Origin of the sequence: Vannielia litorea, assembly GCF_018424695.1 — a bacterium.
GTDB lineage: Bacteria > Pseudomonadota > Alphaproteobacteria > Rhodobacterales > Rhodobacteraceae > Vannielia > Vannielia litorea_A.
The window spans coordinates 1-14,129 of sequence record NZ_QTNQ01000092.1 but is presented as its reverse complement, the minus strand read 5'-3'; the positions used below and the strand labels follow the sequence as shown (position 1 = coordinate 14,129).

Below are 14,129 nucleotides of genomic sequence, written 5' to 3'. Positions count from 1 at the left end.
CCCCACACCCCCGGAGATATTTAGAGCAAGAAAATGATCAGGTGGGCGCGGCGGGCACGAACAATTTGAATCAAACTGCGCATTTTCTTGCGGAAAATACTCCCGCCGGAGGCCCTAATCCTCTGACCGGCCCTTGAAGCCGGTGGCGACGACGAATTTCTCGGAGCTGTCGGCGCGGCTGGCGCCGGGCTTCACGTTGGCGACCTTGGCGAAGCGCTGTTTCAGCAGTTTCTGCAACTCGCCTTCGGCGCCGCCGGCCAGCACCTTGGCCACGAAAGTGCCCCCCTTGGCCAGAACGTCGAAGGCAAGGTAGGCTGCGGCCTCGCAAAGCGCGACGATGCGCAGGTGGTCTGTCTGCTTGTGTCCCGAAGAGGCGGCGGCCATGTCGCTCATCACCACATCGGCCTCACCGCCGAGCCAGCCCTTCACCTTGTCGTCGGCGCCGTCTTCCATGAAGTCGAGCACATGCAGCTCGGCCCCGGCGATCGGCTCGACCTCTTGCAAATCCACCCCGATGATCCGCCCCTGCGCCTTGCCCGCCTTCTCGCCGAGCGCGTTGATCCGGGGCACGGCCACCTGGCACCAGCCGCCCGGCGCGCAGCCAAGGTCCACCACCCGCGCGCCGGGCACGAGAAAGCGATACTTGTCGTCCAGTTCCATGATCTTGAAGGCGGCGCGGCCCCGGTAGCCCTCCTTGCGGGCGCGGGCGACGTAGGGATCGTTCAACTGCCGCTCCAGCCAGAGGGTGGAGGAGAGCTTGCGCCCGCGCGCGCTCTTCACCTTCACCTTGAGGTCGCGCTGACCGCGGCCGGAGGTGTTCTTTCCTGTGGGTTTCTTCGCCATGCCGCCTAGGTGCGTCGCGCTTGGGGCCAAGTCAAGCCGTAGGGTGCGCATTCATGGCGCACCGTCAGAACGGCCCGTCTTCCAGCACCCCGTCCGCGCTCATCTGGGCATAGAGCAGCCCCTCGCGCAGCCCCCGGTCGGCGACCGAGAGCCGGTCGGTCGGCCAGGCGCGCATCAGCGCCTGGAGGATCGCCGCGCCCGACATGATCAGCGCCTGCCGGTCGCGCCCGATGCGCGGATCGGCCCGGCGGCCTGCATCGCCCATGATCAGGTAGCCGCGGATCACCGCATCGATCTGGGCCGAGGTCATGCGCAGCCCGTCCACCTTGTTGCGATCGTAGCGGCGCAGCCCGAGGTGAGAGGCGGCCACCGTGGTGACAGTGCCCGAGGTGCCGATGATCTGGAAGCCCTCGCGCCCCACCCCCGCCTCATAGGGCGTGAACTCGGCCAGCATATCTTCGAAATAGCAGGACATCAGGGCAAATCGGGCACCGTCGCCCTTCACGTCGCGGAACTGGTCGCGCAGGGTGGCAACGCCGAGCGGAATGGAGATCCAGTCCACTACCTTGGCCGCCGGAAACGGGCTGTTCTCGGTCACGAACCCCTTGTGCAGCCGCATGATCGCCTTGGGCCGCTCGCTGCGGGGCACGCGGGAAATATCGATCCAGACAAGCTCGGTGGAGCCGCCACCGATATCCACCACCAGAAGCTGCTCGGTGCGGGTGGAAACCAGCGGCGCGCAGCTCACCACCGCCAGGCGGGCCTCCTCCTCGGGCTGGATGATCTCCAGCTCCAGCCCGGTTTCGCGGCGCACCGCCTCGATCAGCTCAACCCCGTTCTCGGCGCGGCGGCAGGCCTCGGTGGCCACAAGCCGCATCCGCTCGACCCGGTGCTTCTGGAACTTCTTGCGGCAGATCCGCATGGCCTGCACCGTCCGCCCCATCGAGGCACGGCTGATCCGGCCCGAGGCTTCAAGCCCGTGGCCCAGCTGGACAGACTTGGAAAAGCTGTCGATCACGTGAAACTGGCTGCCCTTCGGCTGGGCCACCAGCATCCGGCAGGAATTGGTGCCAAGGTCCAGCGCCGCATAGGTGGCAACTGGATCGGCAACCGGCGGTGCAGGTGGTTCGACCGCTTTCGGGAACGCGCCCGCACCAGTGGGACGCTTCGCGGGCATGACGCCCTCCATTTCGAGTTGGCTCCAGCGTAGCCGCCATCGGTGCGCCATGGCAACCGTTTTGCCGCGCCACGCCCGCCTCATGTTTTTCATGAAGAATCCGGGCATTCCGGCCCCTTTAACGCGCCCTCAAGCCCCGGTAGGGTATACCGCAGGGCACAACTGTCGTTTCCGTCACCCACCATGTCGAAATCCGCGCGTGGGGGGGCCGGATTTCCGCGTAGAGGGAAACGCGAGAGGTGCCCTTTTGGGACGCGCGAAAGGAATGGCTGCATGGCCGATATCACCATCGTCTACTGGCGGGACATTCCCGCACAGGTCATCGTCGGCAAGGGCCGTCGGGGATCGAAGGCGGTGCTTCCTGAGCGTTTCGAGCAGGCAATTGATCGCTGCGCCATGAAGATCGGCGCGAAAGACAGCGATGCCTACCTCTCGGAGTGGCGCAAGGTGCCTTCCGGCACGGCAGAGGGCGACCCCGACACCGTGGCGAAGGAATGGGCCGAGCGTCTGGACCGCGAGCACGGGCCGGAGGAGATCAAGGCCCTGATCGCGAATGATGGCTGGGCGAAATCCGCCTGATATGGCCAGCTTCTGGGAGCGCGCAATGAACATCCTGAATTTCCGTCGCAAGCAGCCCACCCCGCTCAACGGGGATGTGGCCGGCTATATTCAGGGCTATTCCATCGAGGTGATGCCCCGCACCGCCGAGAAGGTGGAAGATTTCCGCGCAATCCTGCCCGAGGGCACCCGCGTCTACATCGCCCATATCGACGGCACGCCCATCGAGGATATGGTCGCAACCGCCCGCCGCATCGCCGGTGAAGGCTTCGAGGTGATGCCGCACTTCCCCGCGCGCATCATCCCCAACGCCGCGACGCTGGAAGACTGGATCGCCCGCTACCAGGGCGAGGCCGGTGTGACCCAGGGCCTGCTGCTGGGCGGTGGCATTTCCACGCCCCACGGCGACTTTTCCGATTCCATGCAGCTGATGGAAACCGGCCTCTTCGACCGCGCCGGCTTCAAGCGCCTGCACATCGCCGGCCACCCCGAGGGCAACCGCGATATCGACCCGGATGGCAGCATGAAGAACGTCATGCAAGCCCTTCGCTGGAAACAGGATTTTGCCGATCGCACCGATGCCGAAATGGCCATTGCCACCCAGTTCTGCTTCGAGGCCGACCCGGTTGTGAAATGGGCCGAAGACCTCGCCGCCGAGGGCATCACCCTGCCGATCCACATCGGCATCGCAGGCCCGGCCAAGCTGCAAACCATGATCAAGTTCGCCATCGCCTGCGGCGTCGGCCCGTCCTTGCGCGTGCTGCAGCGCCGCGCCAAGGATGTGACCAAGCTGGTCATGCCCTTCGAGCCGGGCGAGGTGCTGGCAGGGCTTGCGCGCGCCCGCGCCGAGGGCCGTGCCACCAACATCGAACAGGTCCACTTCTTCCCGCTCGGCGGGATCAAGACCTGCGCCACATGGGCCGCCGCAAACGGCGCGCCCGCCCAAGCCCAGACCGCCTGAGCCAAACTCGCCAAAGAAAGAGTAACATGACCCGCACTGTCATCGAGTCCAAGACCAAGACCGTCACCATCGGCTTCGACGAGCCCTTCTGCGTGATCGGCGAGCGGATCAACCCCACGGGGCGCAAAAAGCTGGCCGCCGAGCTGGAAATGGATGATTTCAGCACCGTCGAGCGTGACGCGATTGAACAGGTGGCCTGCGGTGCAACCGTGCTTGACGTGAACTCGGGCGCCGTCTTCACCAACAAGATGGCCGAAGACCCGCGCTACGCCGACAACAACTTCGTCGAGCCGATGCTGATGAAGCAGCTGGTCGAGAAGGTGCAGGCCGTGGTTGATGTGCCGCTCTGCATTGACAGCTCTGTGCCCGGCGCGCTGGAAAACGGGCTCGAGATGGCCGAAGGCCGCCCGCTGCTGAACTCGGTCACCGGCGAGGAAGAGCGCCTCGAGCTGGTGCTGCCGCTGGTGAAAAAATACAACGTGCCGGTCGTGGCGATCTCCAACGATGACACTGGCATCAGCGAAGATCCGGAAGTGCGCTTTGCCGTTGCCAAGAAGATCGTCGAGCGCGCCGCCGATTTCGGCATCCCCGCGCATGACATCGTGGTCGACCCGCTGGTCATGCCCATCGGCGCGATGGCCACCGCCGGGCACCAGGTGTTCACGCTCGTCCGGCGCCTGCGCGACGAACTCGGCGTCAACACCACCTGCGGCGCCTCCAACATCAGCTTCGGCCTGCCCCACCGCCACGGCGTCAACGCCGCCTTCCTGCCCATGGCGATCTGCGCCGGCATGACCTCGGCGATCATGAATCCCGTGCGCGCCGTCGAGATGGAAGCCATCCGCGCCGCCAACCTGCTGATGAACCATGACCCGAACGGCGGGGCCTGGATCGGCTTTTCGCGCATCCTCGATGCCGTCGAAGAGGGCGCCAGTTTTGCCGAGGCCAGCCAAGCTGCCGCTTCTGCCGGAGCCGGGCGCGGTGGCCGTCGTCGCCGCCGCGCGTGATGTGTGTTTAACCGGACGTTAACCGTGATGACGCGAAGCTGGAGTCATGAACCAGATTCGCATCATCTCTTCCAATGAGCAGTGGCTTGAGCAGATCTTCTCCGCAAAAGCGGTGCAGTCTGGCGGTGTCGTGCGCAGGAAGGTCGAGGAAGTTCATCGACGGGTCGGTCGCGGGACTCTTGAACTCGAAGTGCGACGGCGGGGTTTCCATCTGGTCGAGGCCGGTGGCCAATACATCGTCATCTGTACCCGATCGCCGATGCACGTTCTGGTGTGAGCCGAAAAATCTTGCCCAAGATTTTTCGGTCTCGCTTCGCGCCAAAAATCTTCTCAAAGATTTTTGCGACAAGAAGAATTTTCGGGAAAATTCTTCTTCCAACGCGCCTTCTCCTTACAGCCTTAACCCGTCGTTAGCCAATTGGGCGCAATTTGGACGGTATGGACATGGGGGGCCGCATCGCCCTCGCCGCCCAGAACGGGCCTGCACTTCACCCCCGCACCGCTCAGCCGTGTCTGACCGGGGGCAATGCGGCCCACTCTGGCCTGTTCCCTCATTCCACAGCGGCCTCTTGCCACCGCCCCCGAAACTTTCCAAGCTCGGCCGAGATGAAAGATTCACGGGCCTCCAACGCCACTCTCGCCATCGTTGCGTCGGTCATTCTGATGGTCGGTGCCCTGCTGGCCGTCGCGGTGCCGCCAATCATCAACTGGCTCAACCGGCCACCCTTTACCCGCGAGGCCCTGCACCTGCCCTATCGCTGGAGCCACGAAGGCACGGAATTCGAGGCCAACGTTTACATCGGCCGCTGCAATCTGGACGTGACCCTCGAGGTGCTTTCGCCGCCCGAACGGCACGCCGAGGGCCGGCAGCACCGGATGATCATGGCCGAACTGTCGTCGGCCCGACTCGTGACTGCGCCCGAAGCGCCGCTGGGGCTTTCGGCGGCCATACTGACCGCGCCCCGTCTGCATCACCAGGACGTCCACAGCTGCCGCACGGGCGACGACGCCCCCTGCCCGGAGGAGGTGGCCCGCGCCGTCATTCCGGTTCCGCCGCAGGCGCTGCCGCAGGCCGAGGCCCTGCTGGCCGCGCTCAATCGCCAGCTCGCCCGCTGCGCAAGCCCGATCTGAGCTGCCCCTTGCCTCCGGCTATGCGAGCAGGCATCCAGAAAGCACCCGTTCGGAGAGCCGGCGCATGAAAGTTGCCATCGTCAGCGTAGCCAGCCTGTTGGTGTTGGCCCTCGTGGCCGCGGTGGCTCTCGGTCTCTCCCGCCGCAGCCAAACACAAGGCATGGGCGAAGATGAGGCTTTTCCCACCCGGTGGAGCGCCGGGCAGCTCACCTACCAGACAGATTACAGCTTAGCCGACTGCGAGTTGAAGATCACAACGCAAGTGATTGAACCAAAAGGGTTCGAGTCCGAGAACCGCGTCCTTATCGCGCCGCTCGCCGCTCTGGACCCGGGACGCATCGAAGCCACCCCGCGCAACCCCGCGCTTGGCCTGCCCGGCCTGCTCACGTTCCATACCCGCCCCGGCGCGCAGGTGCGCTGCGCGTTGCTCACAGGCGGTGCATGCGCCACAGCCAACCGCGACAAGGCCGAATTGCAACTGCCCCCCTTCTGGGCCGATCGGCCTGATGACCTCTCCCGCCTGATCCGGGCCGAAATTGACGGATGCATTGCCCAATGACAGACCCCCTCGTCATCTTCACCCCCTCCGGCAAGCGGGGCCGCGTGCCCGCCGGAACCCCGGTCCTGACCGCCGCCCGCAAGCTGGGGGTCGATCTCGACAGCGTCTGCGGCGGCCGCGGCATCTGCTCAAAGTGCCAGGTGAGCCCGGGCTATGGCCAGTTTTCCAAGCACGGAGTCACCGTGGCCGAAGACGCACTCTCCGAGTGGAATGACGTGGAAGCGCGATACGATCGCGTGCGCGGGCTCAAGTCCGGCCGTCGCCTCGGCTGCCAGGCCCGCATCGAAAAGGACGTGGTGATCGACGTGCCCGCCGAGAGCCAGGTGCACAAGCAGGTCATCCGAAAGAGCGCCGACACCCGCGCGATCCAGATGGACCCGGCCACCCGCCTCTACCTCGTCGAGGTCGAAGAACCCGACATGCACGCCCCCACCGGCGATCTGGAACGGCTCAAGGCGGCGCTGGCAAAAGCGTGGGATATCAAGGATCTAGCGGTCAGCCCTGCCCTCCTGCCCACGATTCAGACAACCCTGCGCAAAGGCAACTGGCAAGTGACCTGCGCCGTGCATGACGCGGGTGAAACGCCCCGCCTGCTCGCCCTCTGGCCCGGCTTCCACGAGGGCCCGCTGCACGGGCTGGCAATCGACCTCGGCTCCACCACCATCGCAGCGCACCTCTGCGACCTTGAAACCGGGGCCGTGCTGGCCAGCAGCGGGGTGATGAACCCACAGATCCGCTTCGGCGAAGACCTGATGAGCCGGGTCTCCTACGCAATGATGAACCCCGGCGGCGACAAGGAGATGACCGAGGCGGTCCGCTCTGCCCTCGCCGACCTCGCCCGCGCCTGCGCCGCGGAGGCAGGGATCGAACCAGACACGATTTTCGAGATCACCCTGGTCTGCAACCCGGTGATGCACCACCTCGCGCTCGGGATCGACCCGGTGGAACTGGGCCAGGCCCCCTTCGCGCTGGCCACCTCCGACGCAATCGAGCTGCCCGCCGCCACCCTCATGCCCGAGGCCATCCACCCGGAGGCCCGCGCCTTCGTCCTGCCTTGCATCGCGGGCCACGTGGGCGCCGATGCCGCTGCCGTGGCGCTCTCGGAGGCGCCGCACAAGGCCGAGGATCTGACGCTGATCGTGGATGTTGGCACCAACGCCGAGATCCTGCTGGGCGACAAGCGCCGCGTGCTCGCCTGCTCCTCCCCCACCGGCCCGGCCTTCGAGGGCGCGCAGATCAGCTCGGGCCAGCGCGCCGCCCCCGGGGCCATCGAGCGGGTGGAGATTGACCCGGTCACCAAGGAACCGCGCTTCAAGGTCATCGGCTGCGCGCTCTGGAACACCGAAGAGGGCTTTGATCTTGCCGTTGCCACCACCGGCATTACCGGCATCTGCGGCTCCGGCATCATCGAGGCAGTGGCCGAGATGCGCATGGCCGGGCTGCTCGACCGCTCGGGGCTGATCGGCTCCGCCGAGGCCACCGGCACCGCGCGGATCACCCCCCAGGGCCGCACCTATGAATATCTCATCCACGACGGCACCGCCGAGGGCGGCCCGCGCATCACCGTCACCCAGGGCGACATCCGGGCGATCCAGCTCGCCAAGTCGGCGCTCTACGCCGGCGCCCGGCTGCTGATGGACGAGCTGGGCGTCGATGAAGTGGGCCGGATCGTGCTGGCCGGGGCCTTCGGGGCGCATATCAGCCCCAAGCACGCGATGGTGCTGGGCATGATCCCCGATGCGCCGCTGGACAAGGTGACAAGCGCGGGCAACGCCGCCGGCACAGGCGCGCGGATCGCCTTGTTAAATCGCGGCGCACGGACCGAGGTGCAGAAGATCGTGCGCGAGATCACCAAGGTCGAAACCGCCATCGAGCCCCGCTTTCAGGAGCATTTCGTGGCCGCCAACGGTATCCCCCATGCCACCGCGCCCTTCCCCGAGCTGGCCAAGGTGGCCCCCCTGCCCGACCCGTCCTTCAACACCGGCGGCAGTGGTGAAAGCGGCGGGCGCAGGCGGCGTCGCCGGGGCTGAACCGCCCGAAATCGCGGGTTTTGGGAACATGACGGGCTTTGTCATTGGTAAAGCGCCGGCCACTCCCCCATATCTGTTTCATCGCAGCAAAGAGCGATTGTAGTGAAACATTTTCAAGGAGTTATCCCCATGACCAAGACCATTATCACCGCCCTCACTGCCCTCACCCTCGCCGCCGCTCCGGCGCTCGCCTCCGGCACCGGTTCGGGCTCTGGCACCGGCTCCACCTCGAACATCAAGGAGCGCGGCACGATCTCGGGCACCAAGGACGTGGTGAAGTCTCCCACCCGTGACGGCATCAAGTTCGACGGTGTTGACGGCGAAATCTGAGTTCTCCCTCCGGCGGCTGACGGGCGGCATTCCCCCAGTCATCCTCCCCTGAATGGCCCGATATCTCCGCGGGCCGGGGGATGCCCCCCGCGCCGGTCCCTGCGGGGTGGAGCGAGGCAGGTCAGGCCCTGCCCCTCCGCCCCGCCTCTTTTTCCAACCTTGACGACGCCCCCGCCGAGACGTATCCCAGCCATCGCGGCGGGTATGATGTAATGGTAGCCTGTCAGCTTCCCAAGCTGAACGCGCGGGTTCGATTCCCGCTACCCGCTCCAGGCTCCCCAATCCTTAACAGTTTATTAACGGTTTTCTCGCATCCGCCTGTCCTGCGCGGCTGCTAGCCTCTGTCCTGCGCCGCGACCGATTTTGGCGGCGCGAAATGCGTTTTGAACAAAGGACAGATATCATGACCAGAATTGCCCTGACCCTCCCCGCGCTTCTCGCCCTCTCTGCGCCCGCCCTGGCGGAGAACGTCCTGGTGCAGCGCTGCAATGCCCATGCCGGCGGTGGCAAATATGTCAGTGGGCTGTGGGTGACCACGGCCGAGGGCCGCAGCTATCATCCCTCCGGCGCTTCCGGGCTGAGCGAGAATGCCACCTATTCGCGCGACAAGGCGCTTGCGTGGCTGGCCACGCAGATGCCGCTCAACCCGGCGCGCACCGTCTATTCGCGCGGCTGCAACCCGCAGGTCGATCACACGAGCCCGGAGGACCCGGCCCCCACGGCTGCGGTTATTGCCGTCGAGGTGGCGGTTGAAGAAGCCGAGTACAGCCGTCGCGAGTGAAAGCCAGCGCCCCGGTGGCCAGAGCTGCCGGGGCGCGCCGCGTCAGCGCCGCTGCCGGATGTAGTTCACCAGCATCTGCGTGCTGTCGTCCTTGTCGGCGCCATCCGCCTCCCCGGCCACAACAGGCTGCAGGGCCACCGCCAGCTCCTTGCCCAGCTCCACGCCCCATTGGTCGAAGCTGTTGATCCCCAGGATCACCCCTTCCACGAAGACCCGATGCTCGTAGAGCGCGATGATCATGCCCAAAACCTCGGGCGTCAGCTCGGGGTAGAGGAGCATGGTCGAGGGCCGCGAGCCCGGGAAGACCCTGTGGCGCGCCTGCCGTTCAAGTTCCGCGCCCTCGAAGCCTTTGGCCGCCATCAGCGCCGTCGCCTCCTTCAGCGAGCGCCCGTTCATCAGCGCCTCGGCCTGCGCGAGGCAGTTGGCCACCAGCAGCTCATGCTGGTGCGCCAACTCGCTCTCGTGGCCCCGCGCCGCCACCATGAACTCGCAGGGCACCACGCCGGTGCCCTGGTGGATGAGCTGGTAGAAGGCGTGTTGCCCGTTGGTGCCCGGCTCGCCCCAGACAACGGGGCCGGAGGGCACTGTCAGCTTCTCGCCGTCCATCCGCACCCGCTTGCCGTTGCTCTCCATCTCCAGTTGCTGGAGATAGGCCGGAAGCCGTGCAAGCCGCTGGTCGTAAGGCAAAACCGCGCGGGTGGGATAGCCGCAGAGCTGGTGGTGCCAGATGCCGACCAAGGCCAGCAGCACCGGCAAGTTGTCCTTGAACTCGGCGGCGCGGAAGTGCCTGTCCATCGCCTGCCCGCCCCGCAGGAAGGCCTTGAACCCCGCCGGGCCGATGGCCAGCATCAGCGAAAGCCCGATCGGCCCCCAGACGGAATAGCGCCCGCCGACCCAATCCTCGAAGCCGAACACCCGTTCGGCCGGGATGCCGAAAGCCGCCGTCTTTTCGAGGTTGGTCGAGAGCGCGGCGAACTGCGCCTTCGGATCGCCCCCGCCCTCGCTCATCCAGGCCTTGGCGGTGGCGGCATTGGTCATGGTTTCGATGGTGGTGAAGGTCTTGGAGGCGACGATCACCAGCGTGTGCTTCGGGTCCAGCCCGGTGAGCGTGTCGGTGATGTCGGCCCCGTCGACATTGCTGACAAAGTGGGTGCGCGGCCCATCGTGGTAGGGCGCGAGTGCGAGGCAGGCCATCGCCGGGCCCAGATCGGAGCCGCCGATGCCGATGTTGACCACATCGGTGATCCGCCCGCCCGCGCCGGCGAAGCGGCCTTCGCGCACCTCCTCGGCAAAGCCTTCCATCCGGCCCAGCACCTCCTTCACGCCGGGCATCACATCGGTGCCGTCGACCGTGACCGGGCCGCCATCGAGGTTGCGCAGCGCGGTATGCAGCACGGCACGGCCCTCGGTGTCGTTGATCCTGGCGCCGGTAAACATCGCCTCGCGCTTGGCGGCGACACCCGATTTCTCGGCCAGTTGCATCAGCAGCCAGAGCGCCTCGGTATCAATCGAGGTCTTGGAGAAGTCAAACAGCATGTCACCGAAACGGGCCGAGAAGTTCTTGGCCCGGTTGGGCGTGGCGAAGAGCTTCGAAATGGGGCGGCGGGCATGTTCGGCGTGATAGGCCCTGAGCTTGTCCCACATGGGTTGCATCCTTTCGTCAATCCGCCTTCCGGCCTGTTTGCGCCAAATAGATGTAGGGAGCCTTAACGCCCCTGCTGATCGCGCCGCTCACGGGGCCCAGTGCACGGTGGCCTCGCCCAGAACCGCCCGCACCGGGGCCTCTTTGGCGCTCAACCCGCGTGAGCGATGCAGCGCGGCCAGCTTGGCCTCGCCGGTGATGAGGATATGGGTCGAGAGGGCGCCCTGAAGCACCGGGGCTGAAAGCGTGATGCGTGGCTCGTCCGCCGCTTCGGCCCGCATCGGCAGCAGCACCGGCGCCTCATCCGAGAGCGCCTCGGCAAGCCTGTCGGCGCCGGGAAAGAGCGAGGCCGTGTGCATGTCGGCGCCCATGCCAAGCAGCAGCACCGAGATCGGCAGATGCGGTTTGATCCCCTCCGCCAGCGCCTCCATCGCATCTTCGGGGCGCGCAGCGTCGGCGTAGAGCGGCACGTAATTGGCCGCCGCCGCCGGGCCGGTCAGCAGGCGCTCACGGATGAGCCGGGTGTTGGAGCGGGGGCTGTCTTCGGGCACCCAGCGCTCGTCGTTCAGAAACACCGTGACCCGACTCCACTCCAGCGAAGTGCGCCCCGAGAGCATGTCGAAGATCGGCCCCGGCGTGGTGCCGCCGGGCACGCAGAAGCTGGCGGTGTCATGGGTTTCCAGCGCCATGGTCAGCTCAGATGAGATCTGGTCGGCCAGATCCATCATCATCATCTCGGCGTCGGGGTATTCGCGCAGTTTCATGCCTTGATGTCCCGCCATTTGCGCCCGTCGCGATGCAGCAGCGCCAGCGCGTCTTCCGGGCCGGTGCTGCCCGCGTCATAGGGCTTGGGCACGTCATGGCGCGCCTGCCAGCCCTCGATGATCGGATCGGTCCAGGCCCAGGCGGCCTCCACCTCGTCGCCGCGCATGAAGAGCGTCTGGTTGCCCCGGATCACATCCATGATGAGGCGCTCGTAGGCGTCGGGCACATCGTCGACATCCGGCCCCAGTGCCTCGGCAAAGCTCATGTCCAGCGGCACGTCCATCAGGCGCATGCCGCCCGGGCCAGGCTCCTTGATGGTGACGCCAAGCTCCATGCCCTCGTTGGGCTGAAGCCGAATGGTGAGGATATTGCGGTGCAACCCCGCCTCGGGGCCGAAAATGCTGTGCGGCGCATCCTTGAAGACCACGGCAATCTCGCTGGCCCGCGCCTTCAGCCGCTTGCCGGTCCGCAGGTAAAAAGGCGTGCCGGCCCACCGCCAGTTGGAAATCGCCACCTTCATCGCCACGTAGCTCTCGGTGCGGCTGCGCGGGTCTTCCACATCTTCGCGGTAGCCGGGCCCATCCGGCCCCGCATCATACTGGCCGCGCACGATATGATGCGGGTCCACCTCGTCGAGCGCACGGATTACCTTCAGCTTTTCGTCGCGCACCGCGTCAGGGTCGAACTTGGCGGGCGGCTCCATGGCGATGAGGCACAAGAGCTGCATCAGGTGGTTCTGCACCATGTCCCGCATCGCGCCCGACTTGTCATAGTAGCTGCCACGCCCACCCACGCCCACCGTTTCGGCGACGGTGATCTGGATGTGGTCGACATACTGGCTGTTCCACAGCGGCTCGAAGAGCATGTTCCCGAAACGCACCGCCATCAGGTTCTGCACCGTTTCCTTGCCGAGATAATGGTCGATCCGGTAAATCTGGTGCTCGTCGAAATGGGCCGCCAGGTCGGCGTTCAGCGCCTTGGCGCTGGCGAGGTCATGGCCAAAGGGCTTTTCCACCACGATCCGGCTGCGCTCTGTGGCAATCCCGTGGCTCTTCAGCCGCTCGGCCAGATCGCCGAACAGGCTCGGGCCGACCGAGAAGTAATAGGCCCCGATCACGCCCTTGCGCATCTTGCCCTTCAGCTCCTCCCAGCCGCCCTCGCCACGCGCGTCGATGGCGACGTAATCCAGTCGCTCCAGAAAGTCGCTCACCCCGGCAACGTCGGACTTGTGCTTGGGGTCGCCGAATTCCTCGATCGCCTCCTTGACCATCTGCTGATACCCCGCGCGATCAAGCTCGGAGCGCGCCGCGCCGATGATGCGGGCCTCGGGGGGCATCTGACCGGAGGCCATCCGGCGGTAGAGCCCGGGCAGGATCTTGCGCCGGGCGAGGTCACCCGTGCCGCCGAAGATCACCAGGTCGAACGGATCGACGGGAATGACGCGTGAAACCATGGGTTCTCCCTGCGGATCGGTGCCATTCGCGGCAACGTTAGCGCTAACGGACCCCGTTTAACCGGAGACCTTTCCAAAGTCTAGCACCCTAGGGTGAGCCGACAACCCGGCGCTGGGCCTGATCTGGCACGCCGGGCAGGTTGATCCGTTTGCAGTCAGCCCCCCTGGCCCCGGGTGCGGTTTCGGGCCGGGCCGCCCGATGGCGCGCAAAATCGGGGCGCGCGGCGCAGGATGAACGCATTTGTCACGCGCCCGCCGTTGCCCGAGGCGCAGGGCCCCGCCATACTTGCAGCACCGTATTTTCAATGACCAGATCACAGGAGCCCTGCATGACCCCCGCCCTTGTCCGCCTGTCCCGCGCCACACTTCTCGGCCTCGCGCTCGCCACACCCGCGCTGGCCCCCGCGGCCCTCGCCCAGTCCGGCCCGCCGATGATCGACCAGGCCAACCCGGCCCATGTCGCCGACATCACCGGCACGCTCACCCAGATGGGCTTTCAGGTGTCGCCCATCGAGATGAACGCGCCCTGGGCCTTCCTGGCCGAATACAAGGGCACCAAGATGATCGTGCGCCCCGAGGGCTGCACCGATGGCAAGGGCTGCCGCTTCATCACCTTTGAAACCCGCTACAACTACCCCGCCGCCTTCGAGGCCGCCGACATGGAGGATTTCAACCGGCGCTCCTATTGCTGCAAGATGATCCAGCCCGCGCCCGGAAAGGTGCATATGACGATGACCCTGCCGTTCGGGAAGGCGATGTCGGTGGAGTATTTCGTGGAAAGCGTCGCCACCGTCTACGCGATGCACGGAAACGCCTTCAAGATGCTGACCGAATGGCACGAACGCGGCCCCCGCACAGCCGCCGCCACACCGGCCCCGGCCCCGGCCACGCC

15 protein-coding genes and 1 tRNA gene are annotated in these 14,129 nt (G+C 66.0%); 10 read left to right on the top strand and 6 right to left on the bottom strand.

Annotation, left to right across the window (positions count from 1 at the left end):
- Positions 1-114: 114 nt before the first annotated feature.
- Both DYI42_RS20525 and DYI42_RS20520 read right to left on the bottom strand, forming a co-directional pair.
- A complete protein-coding gene (locus DYI42_RS20525) occupies positions 115-843 on the bottom strand; it encodes an RlmE family RNA methyltransferase (protein ID WP_213548524.1) in 729 nt (242 codons plus the stop codon).
- A 64-nt stretch (positions 844-907) separates the two neighbouring features.
- Positions 908-2,020 (bottom strand): Ppx/GppA phosphatase family protein, encoded by a 1,113-nt coding sequence (locus DYI42_RS20520; RefSeq protein WP_213548522.1) that lies wholly within the window; start codon positions 2,018-2,020, stop codon positions 908-910.
- Positions 2,021-2,293: 273 nt separating this feature from the next.
- Between DYI42_RS20520 and DYI42_RS20515 the strand changes: the two genes are divergently transcribed.
- From DYI42_RS20515 to DYI42_RS20505, 3 genes are read left to right on the top strand one after another with little or no spacing between them, the layout of a single operon-like run.
- Positions 2,294-2,599, top strand: coding sequence for a virulence factor (locus DYI42_RS20515; protein ID WP_213548520.1), 306 nt, complete (start codon positions 2,294-2,296; stop codon positions 2,597-2,599).
- 25 nt (positions 2,600-2,624) lie between these two features.
- Entirely contained in the window at positions 2,625-3,539 is a 915-nt protein-coding gene (locus tag DYI42_RS20510) for a methylenetetrahydrofolate reductase (protein ID WP_213548518.1), read from the top strand.
- 26 nt (positions 3,540-3,565) lie between these two features.
- Entirely contained in the window at positions 3,566-4,546 is a 981-nt protein-coding gene (locus DYI42_RS20505) for a methyltetrahydrofolate cobalamin methyltransferase (RefSeq protein ID WP_213548516.1), read from the top strand.
- Between the two features lie 7 nt (positions 4,547-4,553).
- Here the strand turns inward: DYI42_RS20505 and DYI42_RS20500 are convergent, their stop codons facing one another.
- Positions 4,554-4,925, bottom strand: a complete 372-nt coding sequence (locus tag DYI42_RS20500; protein ID WP_213548515.1) for a hypothetical protein — start codon at positions 4,923-4,925, stop codon at positions 4,554-4,556.
- 227 nt (positions 4,926-5,152) lie between these two features.
- Here DYI42_RS20500 and DYI42_RS20495 point away from each other — a divergent pair, with 227 nt between their 5' ends.
- From DYI42_RS20495 to DYI42_RS20470, 6 genes are all read left to right on the top strand, one after another.
- Positions 5,153-5,677: a hypothetical protein gene (locus tag DYI42_RS20495; protein ID WP_213548514.1), complete on the top strand. Its 525-nt coding sequence runs from the start codon at positions 5,153-5,155 to the stop codon at positions 5,675-5,677.
- Between the two features lie 64 nt (positions 5,678-5,741).
- The gene (locus DYI42_RS20490) at positions 5,742-6,236 is read left to right on the top strand and encodes a hypothetical protein (protein WP_213548513.1); all 495 of its coding nucleotides are present in this window, start codon (positions 5,742-5,744) and stop codon (positions 6,234-6,236) included.
- On the top strand, positions 6,233-8,266 hold the full coding sequence (locus DYI42_RS20485) for an ASKHA domain-containing protein (RefSeq protein ID WP_213548512.1): 2,034 nt from the start codon (positions 6,233-6,235) through the stop codon (positions 8,264-8,266). The genes DYI42_RS20490 and DYI42_RS20485 overlap by 4 nt, the downstream gene beginning before the upstream one ends.
- Before the next feature lie 129 nt (positions 8,267-8,395).
- Positions 8,396-8,596, top strand: a complete 201-nt coding sequence (locus tag DYI42_RS20480; protein WP_213548511.1) for a hypothetical protein — start codon at positions 8,396-8,398, stop codon at positions 8,594-8,596.
- Between the two features lie 198 nt (positions 8,597-8,794).
- A tRNA-Gly gene (locus tag DYI42_RS20475) sits at positions 8,795-8,868 on the top strand.
- 131 nt (positions 8,869-8,999) lie between these two features.
- Positions 9,000-9,377 (top strand): hypothetical protein, encoded by a 378-nt coding sequence (locus tag DYI42_RS20470; protein WP_213548510.1) that lies wholly within the window; start codon positions 9,000-9,002, stop codon positions 9,375-9,377.
- Positions 9,378-9,419: 42 nt separating this feature from the next.
- On the opposite strand, the gene pgi is transcribed toward DYI42_RS20470, so the two are convergent.
- From pgi to zwf, 3 genes are all read right to left on the bottom strand, one after another.
- Positions 9,420-11,030 (bottom strand): glucose-6-phosphate isomerase, encoded by a 1,611-nt coding sequence (gene pgi, locus DYI42_RS20465; RefSeq protein WP_213548509.1) that lies wholly within the window; start codon positions 11,028-11,030, stop codon positions 9,420-9,422.
- A gap of 78 nt (positions 11,031-11,108) precedes the next feature.
- Complete coding sequence (gene pgl, locus DYI42_RS20460; RefSeq protein ID WP_213548508.1) at positions 11,109-11,783, bottom strand: 6-phosphogluconolactonase; 675 nt, start codon at positions 11,781-11,783, stop codon at positions 11,109-11,111.
- Entirely contained in the window at positions 11,780-13,237 is a 1,458-nt protein-coding gene (zwf, locus tag DYI42_RS20455; RefSeq protein WP_213548506.1) for a glucose-6-phosphate dehydrogenase, read from the bottom strand. Before zwf ends, pgl begins: the two co-directional genes overlap by 4 nt.
- 329 nt (positions 13,238-13,566) lie before the next feature.
- Here zwf and DYI42_RS20450 point away from each other — a divergent pair.
- Positions 13,567-14,129: hypothetical protein (locus DYI42_RS20450; protein ID WP_213548504.1), on the top strand; the 563-nt coding region annotated here is incomplete at its 3' end.